Raw genomic sequence first — 19486 nt, 5'->3', positions numbered from 1 at the left:
CACGTGTCACTCGGCGCGCCGGGAGTTCCCCTCGTTGTTCCCCCGTTGAGACGAACCATACGGCGATCACACATACACGTCGGTTAGTGTCGCCGAATGCTCGATGCCACCACCCGCTCTGGGGGCACCGCCACGGCCACTCCCCCGGCCATCGCCACGGAGCTCTCCCCGGCCGTCATCATCGTCACCCCACCGAGTGGTCTCGCCGCGCGCTGCACGAGAGCACTGCTCTCGCCGTGGTCACGGCTGTCGCTCCTGGTGGCGCTGCTCGGCGCCGCGGCGTCGTGCGTCCTGCTCTTCGAGCCGCAGCGGCTGCTCGCCGACGGCTGGCCGCCCCAGGTCGGCGGTGCCGCGGCGGCGGTCGTCTTCGGAGCGGCGTACGGACTGTGCACCGTGGCGTTCGTGCCACGCCCGCTGCTGAATCTCGCGGCGGGCGCGCTGTTCGGTTCCCAGGTGGGCCTCGCCACCGCGCTCGCGGGCACGGTGCTGGGCGCCGGTGCCGCCTTCGGTCTGGGCCGCCTCCTCGGCCAGGACGCGCTGCGCCCGCTGCTGCGCGCCCGCTGGCTCCGGGCGGCGGACGGCCAGCTCAGCCGGCACGGCTTCCGCTCGATGATGGCGGCGCGACTGTTCCCCGGGGTGCCCTTCTGGGCCGCCAACTACTGCGCGGCCGTCTCCCGCATGGGCTGGCTGCCGTTCCTGATCGCGACGGCCCTCGGGTCGATCCCGAACACCGCCGCGTACGTCGTCGCGGGCGCCCGTGCCTCGTCGCCGACCTCCCCCGCCTTCCTGATCGCGATGGCCTTCATCGCCGTACCGGCCGTGTTGGGCACCGTGGTGGCCTGGCGCAAGCGGCATCATCTGCGCGGGCACTGAGCACCCCTCCACAAGCCGCCGCTAAGAGGCGCCCTTGTACACGTCGTACACGTCGTACACGTCCAGGCGCCCGCACATCCCGAACTTGCCGTGCGCCGAAGGCTGTTCGGCCCGTACGACGGCATCGGTCAGGTGGGACGTGTCGCCCCGTTCCAGACGGTCCAGCTGATCTCCGGTCGCACCGGCCGCCGCCTCCGCACCGCGCCGCCAGCGTTCGCGCCAGTCGGCGAGCCGAGGGCGTACGAGAGCGGCGGCGGCCTCGTGGAAGGCGGCCAGCGCTTCCGGCCCCTTCGCGTCCCTCAGCGCCCGGTATCCCTCAAGGGCGAGGTCGCGCCGGGCCCGGGCGACCCGCTCCTGCTCGGCGACGGGCGCGTCGGCCGGGATCACGGTCGCGGCGGCGTAGGTCTCCGGGTCGGTGAGGTACTTCGGCGGCAGCGTGAGCACCGCGTCGCCCGCCTCGGGCAGCCCGCTGTTCTGCATGAGGACGGTGATGCGCAGTTCGTCCTCGTTGACCAGCCGGTGGATGGTGCCCGGCGTGAACCAGGCGACCGTACCGGGCGCGAGCGGCGTCACCTCGTACCCGGACGTCGTGAGCGTCTGCACCGCGCCCCGCCCGCCCGTGACGACGTACGCCTCCGAACAGGTCAGATGCATATGGGGAGTTCCGCCGCAGACACCGTCGACGGCCGGCCAGTCGTAGACGGAGAGATGCGAGACGGCGACGCCGCCCGGCAGCCCGGCGAAGGCCGTTCCACCGGTTCCGTCCGGCCCCGGGCTCACCACGGGTGCTCCTCCAGGTACTTGGCGACGCCCTCCCGTTCCCACTCCCCGTCGGCGACGACGACCCGGTAGCGGCGGGTGAGGGTGTCGCCGGGCGCCAGTTCCAGTTCGTCGTAGAAGGCCCAGGAGGGGGCGACTGCGGCGAACGGCTCGTTCCGCACGAACCAGTGGGCGGGGTGGGCGCCCTCGGCTCCCAGGTGGTCGTTCTCGGGCGCGTGTGCGAAGACCAGCGTGGCGTGTCCGTCGGCGCCGTCGAACTCGCCGGAGTACGCCAGCCACGGCGCCTGCTCGCCCATCAGCTCGGGCCCCTCGGAGTCGGGGCCGAGGATATGCCCGTCCCGGAAGGCGCGCGGGCCGCGCCAGAACAGGCCGGTGTAGCCCGCGGCCTCGCGCCCGGCGGTGGTGGGGCTGCCGAAGAGCAGCGATTCGTCGCGCCGGTTGGTGATCGCGCTCGTCCAGGTCAGCGCCCAGGAACCGGCGGCCGGATCGACGTCGTGCACCTCGACCCGCCGCTCCTCCTCCGCCCACAGCTCCCCGCTGTACGGGTGCCAGGTGAGCCGCTCCGCGATGACGACCCGGCCCGCGTCCGAGGCGATCTCGTCGAAGGCGACGTGCGCCATCGAGCCGACGCGCTCGGGAAGCGCGAGATAACCCTCGCCGTGCACATAGGAGTTGCCGCCCCACAGGTTCGACCCCGAGAGGTGCGAGGCCGTCAGCTGGAGGCCTTTGTGCCAGCGGTGGTCGTTGGGCCGGTAGTCGGTGACAACGTTTCCGGCGAGCGTCCGCACCGGGTGCAGATACGGCTTCGGCGCCTCCCAGGCCGCCTCGGCTCCGTACACATAGCTGAACAGCTCGACCCCGGTGACGGGCTCGGTCACGGTGATGCGGTCGCCGTGCGCGTGGACGATGCGCAGGTCGGTGGACGTGGTCACGCGGACGCCTCCTCGGTAGCGGATCCGGACACCTTGACGGATTCGGCGGGCGCCCAGCCGGGTGCCCCGCCGTGCAGCGCTGAGTAGTAGGGGTCGCCCGGGCCGATGTCCCCGGCCTTGACGGTCGTGTCCGTGAACGCGGACTTGTAGAGCGCGGTGATCAGTTCCAGGCTGGTCCGCCCGTCCGTGCCGCTGCTGCGCGGCCGTTCACCGGCGCGCATGCTCGCGACCAGTTCACGCAGCTGCGCGGTGTGCGAACTCGGCACGTCCGGCCCGAAGTCGCGCCAGGCGGCCACCTCCGCCTCCGGCACGTCCGGCGCCGGGGTGATGGTCCAGTTGGCGTTGGAGTGCCCGTACAGATGAGTGAGTTCGACGGTGGCGCGCTCGCAGTCGATCCGGATACGGCTGACCTCGTCGGGGCTGAGCACGCTGTTGACGACGGTCGCCAGCGCGCCGTTCGCGAACCGGACGAGCGCGGTGGAGACGTCCTCGGTCTCGACGTCGTGCACGAGCCGCCCGGCCATCCCGCGCACCTCGCTCCAGGGCCCGAGCAGATCAAGCAGCAGATCCATCTGATGAATGCCATGGCCCATGGCGGGCCCGCCGCCCTCCGTCGCCCAGCGCCCGCGCCAGGGCACGGCGTAGTAGGCGGTGTCGCGGTACCAGGTGGTCTGGCAGTGCGCCACGAGTGGCCGGCCCAGGGCCCCCTCGGCGAGCAGCCGCCGTACATGGGTGGAGGCGGACCCGAAGCGGTGCTGGAAGACGATCGAGGCGTACGGGCCGCCCCCGAGCCCCTCCTCCGCCTCGATGGCGTCGAAGTCGGCGAGCGTCGGCACCGGCGGCTTCTCGCACCACACCCAGGCCCCGGCGCGCAGCGCGGCCACCGTCTGCTCGCGGTGCAGGGTGGGCGGCGTACAGATGGTCACCAGGTCGGGGCGCTGTTCCCGGAGCATCTGCTCCAGGTCGGTGTAGGCGTGCGGAATCCCGCTCTCCGCGCAGAACGCCTTCACCGCGTCGGCGTTGATGTCGACCGCCGCGACGACCTCGGTCTCGCCCTCGCCGGCCAGCTCGGCGAGCGCCGTCAGATGCGACCCGCGACCGATGGCACCCACCCCGACGATCGCGGCCCAGATACGACGGCCGGTGAGGGGCGGGAGCGGAGCGGGGGACCCATGTGGGGTGGGTGTGGTGTCGGGGCTGGTTGCGGGTGTGGCCATGGTCGTGTTCAGCACTCCATCGGACGCGGTGACTGACGCGGGCCAACGCGTGACGACTCCGGACCCGCCGGGGGCAGCAAGCGCTTTCCCATCGTTGGCAACGTATGTTCCGTCCGAGCGGTCGGTCAACACCACGACGGGGGTGTCCACGGGGTGGATGGTGCGGAGCGGTCGACCGGGCGAACCGCACCCTTTACCGACCCTTGACCCCGCCCCCTGTGCTCGGCCTGTCACCGGGGGCCGCTAGGCTGCCCCCAACACACTTGATCTCCGCCCGCCTTCGCTTGGCGCACGGCGGCCCGGTGTGTCCGTCGGCCCTTCCACGATCAGCGCTTGGACCACGTAACTTCATGTCTTGGTTTGAATCCCTCATCCTCGGACTCGTCCAGGGGCTGACCGAGTTCCTCCCCGTCTCCTCCAGCGCGCATCTGCGCCTGACGGCCGCGTTCTCCGGCTGGGAGGACCCGGGTGCCGCCTTCACCGCGATCACCCAGCTGGGCACGGAAGCGGCGGTGCTGATCTACTTCCGCAAGGACGTGGGGCGGATCCTTTCGGCGTGGTTCCGCTCGCTCACCAACAAGGCGATGCGCAGCGACCACGACGCGCAGATGGGCTGGCTGGTGATCGTCGGCTCGATTCCGATCGGCGTCCTCGGGGTGACCCTCAAGGACCAGATCGAGGGCCCCTTCCGCGACCTGCGGATCACGGCGACGATGCTGATCGTGATGGGCATCGTCATCGGCGTCGCCGACCGGCTCGCGGCACGCGACGAGACCGGCGGAAAGCACCGGGCGGCCAAGGAGCGCAAGGGGCTCCAGGACCTGAACGTCCGGGACGGCCTGATCTACGGCCTGTGCCAGGCGATGGCCCTGGTCCCCGGTGTCTCCCGGTCCGGCGCGACCATCAGTGGCGGCCTGTTCATGGGCTACTCCCGTGAGGCGGCGGCCCGTTACTCCTTCCTGCTGGCCATGCCGGCCGTGCTCGCCTCGGGCGTCTTCGAGCTCAAGGACGCGTCGGAGGGCGGCCATGTCTCCTGGGGCCCGACGGCGTTCGCGACGGTGATCGCGTTCGCGGTCGGATATGCCGTAATTGCATGGTTTATGAAGTTTATTTCAACGAAGTCGTTCATGCCGTTCGTGTACTACCGCATCGCGCTCGGCATCGTGATCATCGCCCTGGTGGCGACGGGCGCGCTGAGCCCGCACGCGGCGGAGTCGTCGGGCTGAGTCCGTACGATCCGTACGACTCCGGAGACCGTGACCAACCACATACCGATCCAGTAGCCACCCGGTAGCGCAGTGTCAGTCCTTGCCCCTACGCTGGTGCGCATGTCCCCCGACTCCCTGACCCCTGGTTCCGTGCGGTCCGCTGCCGCGTTGAACGAGCAGATCCGTGCGCTCTGGCTCCGCGCGGGCGGTTCCCTCTCGGCCCAAGAGCGGGAGGAGTACGAGCTGTTGGTGGTCAGGTGGGCCGCGGCGATACGCGGCGAGGTCATCGAGGCGGCATGACCGCCGGGACGTACGCCTGCAGGGCGGGACGCCCGTCGACGCCCTGCACGACAAGCTCGCACACCGCCCGGCGGTGACGCTGAGTCATCACCCGCTCTCCTCACGCGGCGTCACCGCCCGCCCGACACCCGCAGCACCGCACCCGTCGCGTACGAGGCATCCGGCGACATCAACCAGGCGATGGCGGCCGCGACTTCCTCGGCCAGCCCCGCCCGGCGGAGCGGAATCGCCGCGGCCGCGCGTTTGGCCCGGTCCGGGTCGCCCATCGCCGCGTGGATCTCGGTGTCGATGACGCCCGGGGCCACCGCGTTGACACGGATGCCGTCCGGACCGAGTTCCTTGGCCAGACCCACGGTCAGCGCGTCGACGGCCGCCTTGGTCGCCGCGTAGTGGACGTACTCGCCGGGGGCACCGAGGGTGGCCGCCGCCGAGGACACATTCACGATGACGCCGGTCCCCCGCGCCGTCATGGACCGCGCGGCCCGCCGCGAACACAGCAGCGTGCCAAGCAGGTTGACCTCCACCACGCGCCGAAGATCGGCGGAATCAGCGTCGGCGAGCCTGCCGAGCGGGCCGGTCACACCGGCGTTGTTCACAAGCCCCGAGACCGGTCCGAGCCGCTCCTCCACCGTGTCGAACAGCCGCTCCACATCAGCCTCGACGGAGGTGTCCACCGCGACGGTCACACAGCGCACACCCGCCGCCCGCACCCCCTCGGCAACCGACTCGGCGGCCCGGGCGTCCCGCACGTACCCCACGGCGACATCATGCCCGTCCGCCGCGAGCCGCAGACAGGTGGCGGCACCAATCCCCCGACTCCCACCGGTGACCACGGTGACCAGCGCCCCACTCAAGGACGTACCTCCTTCTTCCGCAATGAGCGATGGATCTACGGTCGCAGATGCACGAGCACGTCCTCGTCGAGGGGGTAGGGCCGCTCCACCGGCAACAGCCCGGCCGCGAGGTCCAGTTGCCCCGCTCGCACGAGCCCATGGATTTCGGCGGCGAGTGCCGTCACATCCTCGATCCCGACGATCCACTCGTCGGCGTACCGCGCCGCCGCCTCCCCCGAAAGCCCCAGCTGCAAGGACCGGTACGGCAGCGGGTTGAGCCGGAGATCCCGCTCAGGGTCCCACTGCACCCGCGCCGAGGCCCGCCTCAGCTGCCGCTTCCAGGCGGCCTGGTCCCCGTGCAGACCGGGGACGTAATGCGAAAGGCACGCGTTCCGCAACGCCCAGACAAACCCCTCCCGACTGATCTCGACGGCCAGCACGGTCTCCTGACCTTCCTTCGAGCCCCAGCCGCAGCGATACATCGTCCAGGTGAAGGACGGCTTGATCCACGTCATCCGGTCCCGCTTCCACGCCGCCGGAAACCGGCCGTCCCGCGCCGCCGCGAGCCCGATCTCCGGGCGGTAGGCCTGATAGACGGTCACCGTGGACGCCGTATGACGGGCGCGTACACGGAACCTGGGTTCCTGTTCGTCGGAGGCGGCGGATCCCCACTCATCGGAAAGTTCGACTGTCTGATCATTCACGTGACCAGCTTCGGAGGCGGACACGCCCGTCGGCCACCGAATATCCGCGATGGTCTTGGCTCCGCCCTCCCCGTGCCCAACACTGAGCCGATGACGCAGCGTGTGGAGCTAGCGACCGTGATGGACCGGCTCTCCCTGGACGGACTCGTCACCGAGTACGCGGTGGCGGTGGACGACGGCGACTGGGAGGCGTACGTGGGACTGTTCGCGCCGGACGGGCGGGCGGACTACCGCTCGGCCGGCGGTATCGAGGGCGAGGCCCGGCAGGTCGCCGGGTGGCTCGCGCAGAGCATGGAACTGTTTCCGATGCGGCAGCATCTGATCGTCAACCGCCGGGTCGGCTTCGACCTCCTGGAGCAGGACACCGGCGACACCGCCCGCGTCCAGGCCGACTACATCAACCCCATGCGCCTCGCCGACCGCGACGGCGAGAACGGCTCCACCGCCCCCGACTTCGTCTGCGGCGGCCGGTACGCCTTCGGGCTGGTCCGTACGCGGGACGGCTGGCGGCTGCGCGAGGTGGTCGTCCAGGAGAAGTGGCGTCGCACGCCGAAGCGCTGACCGACCGGCCTCGTTCGCCTCCCCCGGGCGACCTCCCGTACGCCAATACGAGGAATCCGCCGTCCCTGGCCGGAGTCCTGCTGGCCCGAGATCGTCTCCACCGCGCACACTGGACCCACCGGCTGGGTAACCGACTGGGTAGTTGTCCGGGGAACCGACTGGTAGGAGGCGCCGTATGAAACTGCCCGGCCACTGGATCGCCTCCCCGTGGCGCCGTTCCGTCGCCGCCGCGCTGGCCGGTGCGCTGCCGATGTTCGCCTTCCCCGCGCCGGCCCTGTGGTGGTTCGCGTACGTCGCGCTCGTGCCCTGGATCCTGCTCGTCCGGTCCGCGCCGACCGGCAAACGGGCCGCCTACGACGGCTGGTTCGGCGGACTCGGGTTCATGCTGGCCGTGCATCACTGGCTGCTGCCGAGCCTGCATGTGTTCACGCTCGTCATCGCGGCGCTGCTGGGCGCGCTGTGGGCGCCCTGGGGTGTCCTCGTACGCCGGTTCCTGGCGGGCCGGCCCCCGGCCGGGCGGATCGCCGCCGCGCTCGTCGTGCTGCCCTCGGGGTGGCTCATGGTCGAGCTGGTCCGCTCGTGGCAGGGGCTGGGCGGGCCCTGGGGCATGATCGGATCCAGCCAGTGGCAGGTCGCGCCCGCGCTGCGGCTGGCCTCGGTCGGCGGGGTATGGCTGCTCAGCTTCCTCGTGGTCGCCGTGAACATCGCGGTCGCCGTCCTGGTCGCGGTGCGCGAGTCCCGGGTTCCGGCGGTGGCCGGGCTCGTCGCCACCGCCGCCGTGACCTCCGCCGCCTGGGTGTGGTCACCGCGTCCGGAAGCGGACGGCGGGGTGCGGATCGCCGTCGTCCAGCCGGGGATCGTCGACGGGTCCGGCAGCGCCGAGAAGCGGTTCGCACGTGAGGAGGCGCTCACCCGCCGACTGGCCGGTCAGGACGTGGATCTGATCGTCTGGGGCGAGAGCAGCGTCGGCTACGACCTCGCCGACCGGCCCGACCTGGCGAGACGGCTTGCCTCCCTCTCGCGCACGACCGGCACCGACATCCTCGTCAACGTGGATGCCAGGCGCTCCGACCAGCCCGGCATCTACAAGAGTTCGGTGCTCGTCGGTCCCGACGGCCCCACCGGTGACCGGTACGACAAGATGCGGCTCGTGCCCTTCGGTGAGTACATTCCGGCGCGTTCGCTGCTGGGCTGGGCCACCTCCGTCGGCAAGGCGGCGGGCGAGGACCGCAGGCGCGGCACGGAGCAGGTCGTGATGGACGTCGGGGACGGGCTGCGCGTCGGGCCCATGGTCTGCTTCGAGTCCGCGTTCCCGGACATGAGCCGCAACCTCGCCAGGGACGGCGCCGACGTACTGATCGCCCAGTCGTCGACCTCCTCGTTCCAGTCCAGCTGGGCCCCCGAGCAGCACGCCTCGATCGCGGCCCTGCGCGCCGCCGAGACCGGCCGGCCCATGGTGCACGCCACGCTGACCGGCGTCTCCGCCGTCTACGGGCCGAGCGGCGAGCGCGTCGGCTCCTGGCTCGGCACCGACGAGAGCACCGCGGCGGTGTACGACGTACCGCTGGCCCGGGGTGTCACGCCGTACGTCCGCTTCGGCGCGTGGCCGGTGTACGGGGCCGTGCTCGTCCTGCTGGTCCTGGGCTGTGTCGAGGGCGGACGCGGGGTCAGGCGGCGTCGATCCGTTCCCGCACCGCTCGTACCACCCGCTCGCACAGTTCATGGGTCGCCAGTGCGTCCCGGGCGCTGAGCACCTTGCCCGCGCGCACGGCGTCGAGGAAGGCGAGCACCGCCTGTTCGATGCCGCGCTGTCGCGCCACCGGCACCCAGTCGCCGCGCCGCCGTACCGTCGGCTGGCCCTTGTGGTCGATCACCTCGGCGAGGTTGACCACCTGACGCTTGGTGTCCTGCCCGGACACCTCGAGGATCTCCTCGGCCGAGCCGCTGAGCCGGTTCATCACCCCGAGCGCGGTGAACCCGTCCCCGGCGAGCTGGAGCACCACGTGGTGCAGCAGTCCGCCCTCGGTGCGGGCGCGCACGGTGACGTCGTCGACCGGGCCCGGCACCAGGAACCGCAGTGTGTCCACGACATGGATGAAGTCGTCGAGGATCATCGCGCGGGGTTCCTCGGGCAGCCCGATGCGGTTCTTCTGCATCAGGATCAGCTCGCGCGGATGGTCGGCGCACTGCGTGTACCCGGGCGCGAAGCGCCGGTTGAACCCGACGGCGAGCGAGACCCCGCGTTCCTCCGCCAGCCCCACCAGCCGCTCCGACTCGGCGAGTTCGTACGCGAGCGGCTTGTCGACGTACGTCGGTACGCCCGCCTCCAGCAGCCTGGTCACGATCTCCGGGTGCACGACGGTGGGCGCGTGCACGAAGGCGGCGTCGAGGCCCTGGGCGAGGAGGGCGTCCAGGTCGGTGTGGCGCCGCTCCTGGGGGAGGTGGAGGCTGTCGGCGACCCGGGTGAGCGTTTCCGGTGTGCGGGTCTGGAGGTGCAGTTCGACGTCGGGGCGGCTGCCGAGCACCGGCAGATACGCCTTCTGCGCGATGTCGCCGAGTCCGATGCAGCCGACCTTCACGGGGTCTCCTTCAGCGGTTGCCTGCCGGGGTCCTGCCGGAAGCATACGGGCGCCGGAAAACGCATGGTGGGGGCGGTCTCCGTGGGCGACCATGCCTGCATGACGAAACAGCCGCAGCGCAGCGAACCCGCCCTGACCGCCGACGAACGCACCATGCTGGAGGGCTGGCTGGATTACCACCGGCAGACGCTGGCATGGAAGTGCGAGGGCCTGACCGACGCCCAGCTCAGAACCGCCTCGGTGGAGCCTTCCGAACTGTCCCTCATGGGTCTGGTGCGGCACATGGCGGAGGTGGAGCGGAGCTGGTTCCGCAGGGTGCTGGTGAGCGACGACGCGGGGCCGATCTACTACACCGAGGAAGATCGGGACGGCGAGTTCCATCTCACCGAGGCGGACAGCTGGCAGGAGGCGTACGACACCTGGCAGGCCGAGATCGAGATCGCCCGGCGCAACGCCGCGGACTTCGGCCTGGACGAGCTGACCCGTGGCAAGAGCCGGCACACCGGCGAGCCGTTCAACCTGCGCTGGCTCTACACCCACATGATCGAGGAGTACGCCCGCCACAACGGCCACGCCGACCTGATCCGCGAACGGCTCGACGGAGCGACCGGCGACTGAGTCCGGCCTGCGGCGGGCGCGCCCCGGGATGGTGACGGACGTCAGCCGGGGCCGCTCCGCACCCTCCGTACGGGGCCGGAGATCACCCGTGTGGGGCATCCTCCGCTGGTCCACGGGTTCCGAATCGGGCCGGACACAGCAGAGTTGCGCGGGTGCATCGAACGACGACCACCGCAACGCTCCTTGTCACCGTGGCTGTCACGGCTCTCTCCGGCTGCGTCACGGTCCAGCACCCGATCGCTCCCGGCCCGCCCCCGGCGCCGTCCCAGCCGTCGGTGCCCCGCCCGGCCGTCCTGGCCGAACCGCAGATCGTGCAGGCGCCCGCCCGGGAGGCACTGGAACTGATCGGCCCCGACAGCACGCCCACGCAGGCTGTACAGGCGCCGCGGGCCCCGGAAGAGCCGCACCGTCCGGCCGCCGCGGCGCCTCCGCCCGCACCGGCCGCCGCTCCGGTACCCCCGCCCCGCCGGACCAAGCCGAAGCAGCGCCCACCGAAGCCGGAGCGCCGCCACACGCAGCCCCGCGTCGAACTCCCCGACGTGTCCCGCCCGGTACGCGAGAACACCGACGTGTGCGCCCTCGGCAGGAAGTACGGCGGCTGGGGCAAGGACAGCCCCCAGACGGTCATCTGCAAGGACGCGTACGGGCGTTGAGGCGTCCGGGCCCCAAGGGCAGGAAGGTGCCGGGGTCCGCCCAGGCAGGGGATGTACTGAGGGCGCCTCAGGGCGGGGATGCGCCGGGGCGCCTAGGGCCGCTGTCGCGGCGGCCCCCACGAGTCCCCGCCCGAACCGCCCCCCGGTCTCCCGTCCGCCCCTCCGGAGGAGCCCCCCTCCCCCAGCCGTAGCTCCAGCCGCCCGATGGCCGCCCTGACCCCGTCGCCGTAGCTGTCGTCGCCCAGGGCGTCGGCCGCGCCGCGGGCCCGGCGGAGGTGGGTGCGGGCGGCCTCGGGGCGGTCCAGCTTCACATAGTCGGCGGCGAGGTTCAGATGCAGTGAGGGGTACAGGGCGCGCACCGCGAGCGCCCCCTCGTGCTGGACGACCTCCGCGACCCGCTCGTCCGACAGTTCCTCGGCCGCCGACAACGCCCGTAGGTCCCACGCCAGTTCGTCCGAGGGGTCGTCCTGGGTGTCGGCCATGTAGTGCGCCAGGGTGCAGCGGTGCAGCGGGTCGCCGTCCTCGCCGATCTCCGCCCACAGCCCCAGGAAGCGCCCCCTGGCCTCCTCGCGGTCACCGCCGTGATGCAACATGACGGCCTGCCCGATCCGGGTCATCATGGCGTCCGGCACCACCTGTTCCTGGCGCTCCGTCACCGCACCCTCCACCCTGTCCGCTGCCCACTGTCCCTGGCGACGCTAACGGCAGGCACTGACAATCCCGGTCAGGCGGGCCGGTAGGCACCGGCCCGGCGACCCGCCGCACCCCTTCCGGATCAGCCCAGGTCGGGAATCGTCCAGTCGATCGGCTCGTGCCCCTGGCCGGCGACCGCCTCATTGATCTGGGTGAACGGACGCGAGCCGAAGAACTTCTTCGCCGAGAGCGGCGACGGGTGCGCCCCCTTCACCACCACGTGCCGCTCCTCGTCGATCAGCGGGAGCTTCTTCTGCGCGTAGTTGCCCCACAGGACGAAGACCGCCGGGTCGGGACGGTCGGCCACGGACCGGATCACCGCGTCCGTGAACTTCTCCCAGCCCTTCCCCTTGTGCGAGTTGGCCTCGCCGGAGCGGACCGTGAGCACCGCGTTGAGCAGCAGCACGCCCTGCTCGGCCCACGGCATCAGATAGCCGTTGTCGGGGACGGGCGTGCCCAGCTCCTCCTTCATCTCCTTGTAGATGTTGCGGAGCGAGGGCGGGGTCTTCACACCGGGCCGGACGGAGAAGCACAGGCCGTGGCCCTGCCCCTCGCCGTGGTAGGGGTCCTGACCGAGGATCAGGACCTTCACCTTGTCGTACGGCGTCGCTTCGAGCGCGGCGAACACCTCGTCGCGCGGAGGAAAGACAGGACCGCGTGCCCGCTCCTCCTCGACGAACTCGGTCAGCTCCTTGAAGTAGGGCTGCTGCAGCTCGTCACCCAGGACGCCGCGCCAGGACTCGGGCAGCATGGCGATGTCGGTCACGTGAACTTCCTCCGATGTGCGGTGTGTTCCACTCACCGAAGAACCTACCGGCGCCCACTGACAACGGGCCCCGAAGTCCGCCGTACTCGAACCGTCGGCTCCGCTACCAGCTGGTCTTCCAGTACAGCTCCCACATCACCATCATCGTCGCCGGGTCGATGGACACCTCGGCGCCGCCGATCTCCTCGTTCGCCGCCACATGCTGCTTGCCCTGCCACAGCGGCAGCAGCCGGGCGTCGTCGAGGAGGATCTGCTGGGCTTCCTCGAACTCCTCGCCCACGGCCCCGCGGTCGCTCTCCTTGCGGGACGCCGGGAGCAGCTGGCCGGTGATCTCGGGTGACGTGTACGGCGTACCGAGCGCGTTCTGCTCGCCCACGAAGGGAGCGATGAAGTTGTCGGCGTCGGGGAAGTCGGGGAACCAGCCGCGCCCGAACACCGGGTACTCGCCCTTCTGGTAGCCGTCCACGTAGGTCTTCCACGGGCGGCTCTGGAGCGTCACGGTGAACAGGCCGGAGGCCTCCAGCTGGCGCTTCAGTTCCTCGAAGGCCGGCTTGGTCTGGGAGCCGTAGCGGTCGCTCGTGTACCAGAGGGTGAGCGGGACCCGCTCGGTGATGCCGTCGTCGACGAGGATCTGCTTGGCCTTGGCGGCACTGGGCGTGCCGAAGTCGTCGAAGAAGCCCGTGGTGTGGCCGACCAGACCCTTGGGGATCATCGAGTACAGCGGCTCGACGGTGTCCTTGTAGATGTTGTGGGCGAGCGCCGGGCGGTCGACGACCTGGGCGATGGCCCTGCGCACCGAGAGCTTGTTGGACCACGGGTCCTTGGGGTTGAACACCAGGTAGCTGATCTCGGTGGTGGCGTTCTCGACGAGCTGGAGCCCCTCCTCCTTCTCGTTGTCCTGGATGTCGACGATGTCCCCGGCGGCGAGACCGCGGTAGATGACGTCGATCTTCTTCTCCCGCAGCGCGTCGGCTATCTCGGACGACTGCTGGAAGTACTGGATGGTGACGGCGTCGTTCTTGGGGTCCGCGATGCCCTTGTAGCTGTCGTTCCTGACGAGTACGGCCTTGTCGCCCTCGTCGTAGGACTCCAGCGTGTACGGCCCGGAGCCGCTGACCTTGCCGTCCTCGCGGAGCGACTTCGCGGGGTAGTCCTCGGGGTCCACGATCGACATGGCGGGCGTGGAGAGCACGAAGGGGAAGGTCGCGTCGGCCTGGTTCAGATGGAAGACGAGCCCGCGGTCACCCTTCACCTCGATCCGGTCGAGGCTGGTCAGCAGACCGGCCGGGCCACCGTTGACGTTGATCGTCTTGATGCGGTCGATCGAGTACTTGACCGCCTTCGCGTCCAGCTTGTGCCCGTCCGAGAACGTCAGGCCCTCGCGCAGCTCGCAGCTGTACACCGTGCTCGAACTGTCGGTGAACTCGCAGCTCTTGGCGGCGTCGGGCTTGGGCTCGGACCCGCCGGTGTCGAAGTTGAGCAGCGTCTGGTGGACGTTGCGGAACAGCTCCCACGAGTTGTCCCAGGACGCCGCCGGATCCAGTGTGCTGGGCTCACTGGTCGTCCCCACCACGATGGGCTTCCCGTCGCCGGAGGAGTCGGAGGAGAAGACTCCGCATCCGGCGACCATGGATATGGACGCGGCTGCCGCAACCTGCCGCAGGCCCCGGTTCCGGTTGAACACGTGCACGCTCCTCGATCTGCCATACCAAGCCAACGGTCGGCAGACCATACCGCAGTGCCCCTGTAGGTGGTCCAGCTTCCTGGTAGGCCACTTGATCAGCGCGTATCGGACAGTGCCGTCCTCGGACCGCGTGACCTCGCACGTCGACACAGAAGCTTTTTCTGTCAGCCGGGGCGCATAAGTTTGCGTCGGTCGACATAGGGACTTTTGGCCGCTCATCTTCCGGTAAATGGCAAAGCAGACGTAAAAATCGACGGCGGGGCGAACACCCGTCCGAGCCCGGATGAACCGGGAACCGGAGCGGGCGCCCGTCTCCTGACGAGCGCCCGCCCCACTTCGTACCGATCCGGTTACGTCAGTCGTTCACGTCAGCTGTTTCCGGCCTTGAGGAAGATGCCGCCGTCGACCACGAGGGTCTGGCCGGTGATCCAGTCGGCCTGCGACGAGGTCAGGAACGCGGCGGCGCCGCCGATGTCCGAGGGTACGCCGAGCCGGCCGAGCGGGTAGGCGGCGGCCGCCTCCTCCTCGCGGCCCTCGTACAGCGCCTGCGCGAACTTCGTCTTCACGACGGCCGGCGCGATCGAGTTGACCCGCACCCGCGGCGCGTACTCGTGCGCCAGTTGCCGCGTCAGGTTGTCCATCGCGGCCTTGCTGATGCCGTACGCGCCGATGAACGGCGAGGCCGAGAGACCGGCCACGGACGTGATGTTGACGATCGCGCCGCCGTTGTCCTTCTGCCAGGCGTGCCAGGTCTTCTGAGCGAAGCCAAGCGCCGAGACGACGTTGGTCTCGAAGACCTTGCGCGCCACATTGAGGTCGAGGTCGGCGATCGGCCCGAACACCGGGTTCGTACCGGCGTTGTTGACGAGGTGGTCGATCCGCCCGAACGCCTCGATGGTGCGCTCGACGGCGACGGCCTGGTGGGCCTCGTCGTGGGCCTTGCCGGCCACGCCAATGACCCGGTCGGCACCGAGTGCCTCGACGGCCTCCTTGAGGGCGTCCTCGTTGCGTCCGGTGATGCAGACCCGGTCACCGCGCGCGAGGAGCGCCTCGGCGATGCCGTAGCCGATGCCCCGGCTGGCGCCGGTGATGAGGGCGACCTTGCCCGAGAGTTCCACAGTGCTCATGTTCGTTTCCCCCGGCCCTAGTCGAGCGGTCCGCCGGCGACGTACAGCACCTGGCCGGAGACGAATCCGGCGGCCTCGCCCGTGAAGAAGGCGATCGCGTTGGAGATGTCGTCGGGGTTGCCCACGCGCTGGACGGGGATCTGGGTCGCGGCGGCGGCCTTGAAGTCCTCGAAGCCCATGCCGACGCGCTCGGCGGTGGCGGCCGTCATGTCGGTGGCGATGAAGCCGGGGGCGACGGCGTTCGCGGTGACGCCGAACTTGCCGAGTTCGAGGGCGAGGGTCTTGGTGAAGCCCTGGAGACCGGCCTTGGCGGCGGCGTAGTTGACCTGGCCGCGGTTGCCCTGGGCGGACGACGAGGACAGGTTGACGATCCGCCCGAACTTGGCGTCCACCATGTACTTCTGACATGCCCTCGACATCAGGAAGGCGCCGCGCAGATGCACGTTCATGACCGTGTCCCAGTCGGACACGCTCATCTTGAAGAGCAGGTTGTCGCGCAGGACGCCCGCGTTGTTGACGAGGATCGTGGGTCCGCCCAGTTCCTCGGCGATGCGCGTGACCGCGGCCGCGACCTGGGCCTCGTCGGAGACGTCGCAGCCGACGGCGATCGCCCTGCTACCGGCAGCGGTGATCTTCTCCACGGTGTCCTTGCAGGCGGCCTCGTCGAGGTCGATCACCGCGACGGCGCGGCCCTCCGCCGCCAGTCGTACGGCGGTCGCGGCGCCGATGCCACGCGCACCGCCCGTGACCACGGCGACCCGCTGCTCAGTGGTGGACATTGCTGGTTCTCCTCGCCCTTGAAAAGCCTGCGGCCCACGGTACGCCCTCAGGTGAGCGACCGCTTAGTACCTTCGGTGCATGTGACGCTAGAAGTCCTGACACTCCGTGTCAACGGCATGTCAGGCCGGTGTGAGCCATTACCTGTCGTTGCTCGTCATCACCTGACCAGCAGGTCGAGCAGTCGCTCCGCCTCGGCCCGTGGATCGGCGGTGAGCCCTGTGTGCACGGGCCCCGGCTGTACGACCGTGGAGCGCGGCGCGATCAGCCAGCGGAAGCGCCGTCCGGCATCGTCCTGCGCCGCCTGACCGGCGGCCACCCCGCCCGTACAGACCCCTTCGACGGCACGCAGCGCGGCCCGCACACCGTCGACGTCGGCCGCCGGGTCCAGCGCCCGCAGCTTGCCCTCGTCCAGATGTGTCCGCGCGGCGACGAAGGACTTGGCGCGGCAATACACCAGCACACCCGCGTTGAAACACTCGCCGCGCTCGATCCGCGGTACGACCCGCAGCAGCGCGTACTCGAAGACGTCCCGCTCGCTCACGCGGTCCCCCCATGGGTGATCCGCTCGTGGATGACGGCCGCGCGCGCGAGGAGCGGCTCCGCGTAGGCCCTTCGGAGCGCGTCCGGCGACTCGAACCCGGGTTCGTCCGCGAGCCAGGCGTCGGGGATCTCGGCGGTCACCTCGGCGAGCAGTTCCTCGGTGACCAGCGGCGCCAGTTCGGCGGCGGCCGAGGCGATGTCCGGGCCGAACCGGGCGAGGGCGTGCTCGGAGACGTCGTACGGCTTGGCGGCGGAGACCCGGGCGCCGGGCCAGTGGTGATGCCAGATCATCGTGGCGCCATGGTCGATGAGCCACAACTGGCCATGCCACATCAGCAGGTTCGGGTTGCGCCAGGACCGATCGACGTTGTTGACGAGCGCGTCGAACCACACCACCCGCCCGGCCTCCTCGGCGCCCACCCCGAAGGCGAGCGGATCGAACCCGAGAGCCCCCGACAGGAAGTCCATGCCGAGATTGGTGCCACCGCTCCCCCGGAGCAGCCCCTGCACCTGCTCGTCGGGTTCACCGAGCCCCAGCACCGGATCGAGCTCGACGGCAACCAGCCCCGGCACCCGCAGCCCCAACCGCCGGGCCAACTCACCACAGACAACCTCGGCGACGAGCGTCTTACGCCCCTGCCCCGCACCCCTGAACTTGAGCACATACGTCCCGAGATCGTCGGCCTCGACGAGTCCCGGCAGCGAACCGCCCTCACGCAGGGGCGTGATGTAGCGGGTCGCGATGACTTCCTTGAGCATCGCCCCAGGTTACTGGGGCGTTCACGGCCGGATGTCCGCGCGCCTGAACGGCGCGCACACGGGGTTCGTATCTCCGCACAGATCCTGAAAACGCCTTCGGAAGGAAACGCCAGCATGAGCAGCGCCTCGCTTCAGCCCCTATCGGGACCGGCCCGTCGTACGGTCATGGCGGCGGCCGGCGCGGCGGGGCTCGCCGTCGCGCTGACCGCGTGCGGGTCGGAGGACGACTCGTCCGACTCCGCCACCGAACAGGGAGCCGCCGCCGGCACCGCCGTCGCGAAAACCACCGACATCCCGGAGGGCGGTGGCAAAATCTTCAAGGACCAGGGTGTGGTGATCACTCAGCCGACGGCGGGCACCTACAAGGCCTTCTCCTCCAAGTGCACGCACGCGGGCTGTGCGGTGACGGGGGTCGCCAACGGCGTCATCACCTGTCCGTGCCACAACAGCGAGTTCTCGGTCACGGACGGCAGCGTGAAGAAGGGCCCCGCGACCGAGGCCCTGGCAGCCGAGGAAATCACCGTCTCCGGGGACTCGATCACACTCGCCTGACCCTCCCCCTGAGACAGGCCAGCACCTCGTCGGTGGTAGCGACCGTGGCGACCAGCGCGAGGGTGTTGCGGATCATCGCGGGGGTGTAGTCGGAGGGCACCCCCGCGATGGCGTCCCTGGGCACGACGACCGTGTATCCGCGGTTCACGGCGTCGAACACGGCGTTGGGAATCGCGACGTTGGCCGAGACCCCGGTCACGATCAGCGTGCGGCAGCCCAGGTTGCGCAGCAGCGCGTCGACGTCGGTGCCCTGGATCGGCGACAGGCCGTGCAGCCGCCGTACGACGAAGTCCTCGTCGGCGACCTCGATCGGCGGCGCGAGACGCACCGCGGTGGTGCCGGAGAGCTGCTGGACGGGAAGCCGTTCGGCGGCGCGGAACAGCCGGGCGTTGCGGTTCGCACCGCGCCCGTCCGGCCGACGCTCGGCGATCGCGTGGATGACCTGGACGCCGGTGTCGTGCGCCGCGGCGACCAGCCGGGCCACCCGGCCCAGCGCCCCCGATGATCGCGCCTCCGCGGCGAGTTCGGGCAGGGCGCTGTCCGGACCGACGACGCCCTGCTGGCACTCGACGGTGAGCAGGACCGTGGTGGCGGGGTCGAGGAGTTCGCTGAGCTGTTCGAACGACGGCATGGCGCTGGAGAGTAACGCTCGTCACGTCCGGGCGGAAGACGACCCATTTTCTTTTCTGACGTGATGTCAGAGGATCACCTCTGACACGACGTGGGAGAACAAGAGGGGGGATCGCATGACCGTCACTCAGCGCCGAGGCCGGAAGATCATGATGACGCCGGGCGAGCTGGACGAGTTCCTGACGACCCAGCGCACCTGCCGGGTCGCCACCATCTCGGCGGAGGGCGCTCCGCATGTGAGCACGCTGTGGTTCGCCTGGGACGGCACCTCGATGTGGCTGTACTCGGTGGTCCGCAGCAAGCGTTGGACCGACCTGTGCCGCGACCCACGGGTCGCGATCGTCGTCGACACGGGCGAGGAGTACGACGAACTGCGCGGCGTCGAACTGTCCGGCGCCGTCGAGTTCGTCGGCGAGTCCCCCCGCACGGGAGAACTGCGCGCCGAACTGGACGTCCCGGAGACCCTGTTCGCCCGCAAGAACTTCCGCCTGGACGAAATGCCCCACGACGGCAGACACGCCTGGATCCGCCTGACCCCGGAAAAAATCGTCTCCTGGGACTTCCGCAAACTCCCGGCGCAGTAGTCATTTCAGCCCGTCCGGCGTTTGAGGACGAGGCCGTTCAGGCCGAAAGGGGGGGTCTGGGGGCACAGCCCCCAGAAGGATGGGACGGGTAGGGGCGGCGGGGGCGAAAACCC

The 19486-nt window shown here is 70.2% G+C and carries 23 protein-coding genes; 9 read left to right on the top strand and 14 right to left on the bottom strand.

Features of this window, described 5'->3' with window-relative positions; all coding sequences use genetic code 11:
• Positions 1 to 96: 96 nt before the first annotated feature.
• Positions 97 to 873, top strand: a complete 777-nt coding sequence (locus ACWCRB_RS26985; protein WP_450998501.1) for a TVP38/TMEM64 family protein — start codon at positions 97 to 99, stop codon at positions 871 to 873.
• A 21-nt stretch (positions 874 to 894) separates the two neighbouring features.
• Here the strand turns inward: ACWCRB_RS26985 and ACWCRB_RS26980 are convergent, their stop codons facing one another.
• The 3 genes from ACWCRB_RS26980 to ACWCRB_RS26970 all read right to left on the bottom strand — a co-directional run bounded on the left by ACWCRB_RS26980 (position 895) and on the right by ACWCRB_RS26970 (position 3802).
• Complete coding sequence (locus ACWCRB_RS26980) at positions 895 to 1527, bottom strand: cupin domain-containing protein (protein WP_450998528.1); 633 nt, start codon at positions 1525 to 1527, stop codon at positions 895 to 897.
• A gap of 122 nt (positions 1528 to 1649) precedes the next feature.
• Entirely contained in the window at positions 1650 to 2585 is a 936-nt protein-coding gene (locus ACWCRB_RS26975) for a DUF6807 domain-containing protein (RefSeq protein WP_450998500.1), read from the bottom strand.
• Positions 2582 to 3802: a Gfo/Idh/MocA family protein gene (locus tag ACWCRB_RS26970; protein WP_450998499.1), complete on the bottom strand. Its 1221-nt coding sequence runs from the start codon at positions 3800 to 3802 to the stop codon at positions 2582 to 2584. Before ACWCRB_RS26970 ends, ACWCRB_RS26975 begins: the two co-directional genes overlap by 4 nt.
• A gap of 350 nt (positions 3803 to 4152) precedes the next feature.
• Here ACWCRB_RS26970 and ACWCRB_RS26965 point away from each other — a divergent pair, with 350 nt between their 5' ends.
• Both ACWCRB_RS26965 and ACWCRB_RS26960 read left to right on the top strand, forming a co-directional pair.
• Positions 4153 to 5028, top strand: a complete 876-nt coding sequence (locus ACWCRB_RS26965; protein WP_450998498.1) for an undecaprenyl-diphosphate phosphatase — start codon at positions 4153 to 4155, stop codon at positions 5026 to 5028.
• A gap of 102 nt (positions 5029 to 5130) precedes the next feature.
• Positions 5131 to 5310, top strand: a complete 180-nt coding sequence (locus ACWCRB_RS26960) for a hypothetical protein (RefSeq protein WP_369032603.1) — start codon at positions 5131 to 5133, stop codon at positions 5308 to 5310.
• A 110-nt stretch (positions 5311 to 5420) separates the two neighbouring features.
• Here ACWCRB_RS26960 and ACWCRB_RS26955 read toward each other — a convergent pair whose 3' ends face one another.
• Together ACWCRB_RS26955 and ACWCRB_RS26950 are read right to left on the bottom strand one after the other, a co-directional pair.
• Positions 5421 to 6164, bottom strand: a complete 744-nt coding sequence (locus ACWCRB_RS26955) for an SDR family NAD(P)-dependent oxidoreductase (RefSeq protein ID WP_450998497.1) — start codon at positions 6162 to 6164, stop codon at positions 5421 to 5423.
• Positions 6165 to 6199: 35 nt separating this feature from the next.
• Positions 6200 to 6847 (bottom strand): DUF4291 domain-containing protein, encoded by a 648-nt coding sequence (locus tag ACWCRB_RS26950; RefSeq protein WP_450998496.1) that lies wholly within the window; start codon positions 6845 to 6847, stop codon positions 6200 to 6202.
• A gap of 90 nt (positions 6848 to 6937) precedes the next feature.
• Between ACWCRB_RS26950 and ACWCRB_RS26945 the strand changes: the two genes are divergently transcribed.
• The gene (locus ACWCRB_RS26945) at positions 6938 to 7408 is read left to right on the top strand and encodes a nuclear transport factor 2 family protein (RefSeq protein WP_450998495.1); all 471 of its coding nucleotides are present in this window, start codon (positions 6938 to 6940) and stop codon (positions 7406 to 7408) included.
• A gap of 175 nt (positions 7409 to 7583) precedes the next feature.
• Positions 7584 to 9158: an apolipoprotein N-acyltransferase gene (gene lnt, locus ACWCRB_RS26940; RefSeq protein ID WP_450998494.1), complete on the top strand. Its 1575-nt coding sequence runs from the start codon at positions 7584 to 7586 to the stop codon at positions 9156 to 9158.
• On the opposite strand, the gene ACWCRB_RS26935 is transcribed toward lnt, so the two are convergent.
• Positions 9076 to 9987 (bottom strand): Gfo/Idh/MocA family protein, encoded by a 912-nt coding sequence (locus ACWCRB_RS26935; protein ID WP_450998493.1) that lies wholly within the window; start codon positions 9985 to 9987, stop codon positions 9076 to 9078. The genes lnt and ACWCRB_RS26935 overlap by 83 nt on opposite strands.
• 99 nt (positions 9988 to 10086) lie before the next feature.
• On the opposite strand from ACWCRB_RS26935, the gene ACWCRB_RS26930 reads away from it, so the two are divergent.
• Entirely contained in the window at positions 10087 to 10605 is a 519-nt protein-coding gene (locus ACWCRB_RS26930) for a DinB family protein (RefSeq protein WP_450998492.1), read from the top strand.
• Positions 10606 to 10757: 152 nt separating this feature from the next.
• The gene (locus ACWCRB_RS26925) at positions 10758 to 11258 is read left to right on the top strand and encodes a hypothetical protein (RefSeq protein WP_450998491.1); all 501 of its coding nucleotides are present in this window, start codon (positions 10758 to 10760) and stop codon (positions 11256 to 11258) included.
• Between the two features lie 92 nt (positions 11259 to 11350).
• Here ACWCRB_RS26925 and ACWCRB_RS26920 read toward each other — a convergent pair whose 3' ends face one another.
• From ACWCRB_RS26920 to ACWCRB_RS26890, 7 genes are all read right to left on the bottom strand, one after another.
• Positions 11351 to 11914, bottom strand: a complete 564-nt coding sequence (locus ACWCRB_RS26920) for a hypothetical protein (RefSeq protein WP_450998490.1) — start codon at positions 11912 to 11914, stop codon at positions 11351 to 11353.
• A 119-nt stretch (positions 11915 to 12033) separates the two neighbouring features.
• Complete coding sequence (locus ACWCRB_RS26915; RefSeq protein WP_450998489.1) at positions 12034 to 12717, bottom strand: uracil-DNA glycosylase; 684 nt, start codon at positions 12715 to 12717, stop codon at positions 12034 to 12036.
• A gap of 103 nt (positions 12718 to 12820) precedes the next feature.
• Positions 12821 to 14401: an ABC transporter substrate-binding protein gene (locus ACWCRB_RS26910; RefSeq protein ID WP_450998488.1), complete on the bottom strand. Its 1581-nt coding sequence runs from the start codon at positions 14399 to 14401 to the stop codon at positions 12821 to 12823.
• 368 nt (positions 14402 to 14769) lie between these two features.
• On the bottom strand, positions 14770 to 15528 hold the full coding sequence (locus tag ACWCRB_RS26905) for an SDR family oxidoreductase (RefSeq protein WP_450998487.1): 759 nt from the start codon (positions 15526 to 15528) through the stop codon (positions 14770 to 14772).
• A gap of 17 nt (positions 15529 to 15545) precedes the next feature.
• The gene (gene fabG / locus ACWCRB_RS26900; protein WP_450998486.1) at positions 15546 to 16307 is read right to left on the bottom strand and encodes a 3-oxoacyl-ACP reductase FabG; all 762 of its coding nucleotides are present in this window, start codon (positions 16305 to 16307) and stop codon (positions 15546 to 15548) included.
• Positions 16308 to 16465: 158 nt separating this feature from the next.
• The gene (locus tag ACWCRB_RS26895; protein WP_369032615.1) at positions 16466 to 16849 is read right to left on the bottom strand and encodes a DUF3037 domain-containing protein; all 384 of its coding nucleotides are present in this window, start codon (positions 16847 to 16849) and stop codon (positions 16466 to 16468) included.
• On the bottom strand, positions 16846 to 17607 hold the full coding sequence (locus ACWCRB_RS26890; RefSeq protein ID WP_450998485.1) for a HipA family kinase: 762 nt from the start codon (positions 17605 to 17607) through the stop codon (positions 16846 to 16848). The genes ACWCRB_RS26895 and ACWCRB_RS26890 overlap by 4 nt, the downstream gene beginning before the upstream one ends.
• A 114-nt stretch (positions 17608 to 17721) precedes the next feature.
• On the opposite strand from ACWCRB_RS26890, the gene ACWCRB_RS26885 reads away from it, so the two are divergent.
• The gene (locus tag ACWCRB_RS26885) at positions 17722 to 18159 is read left to right on the top strand and encodes a Rieske (2Fe-2S) protein (protein ID WP_450998484.1); all 438 of its coding nucleotides are present in this window, start codon (positions 17722 to 17724) and stop codon (positions 18157 to 18159) included.
• Here the strand turns inward: ACWCRB_RS26885 and ACWCRB_RS26880 are convergent.
• Complete coding sequence (locus tag ACWCRB_RS26880; protein WP_450998483.1) at positions 18146 to 18790, bottom strand: cysteine hydrolase; 645 nt, start codon at positions 18788 to 18790, stop codon at positions 18146 to 18148. The genes ACWCRB_RS26885 and ACWCRB_RS26880 overlap by 14 nt on opposite strands.
• Positions 18791 to 18905: 115 nt before the next feature.
• On the opposite strand from ACWCRB_RS26880, the gene ACWCRB_RS26875 reads away from it, so the two are divergent.
• Positions 18906 to 19373: a pyridoxamine 5'-phosphate oxidase family protein gene (locus ACWCRB_RS26875; protein ID WP_450998482.1), complete on the top strand. Its 468-nt coding sequence runs from the start codon at positions 18906 to 18908 to the stop codon at positions 19371 to 19373.
• Positions 19374 to 19486 lie beyond the last annotated feature (113 nt).

It is taken from the genome of Streptomyces sp. NPDC002156 (genome assembly GCF_053593675.1).
Note: the sequence above shows the minus strand (reverse complement) of the source record. Positions and strands in the feature narration are given on the sequence as shown.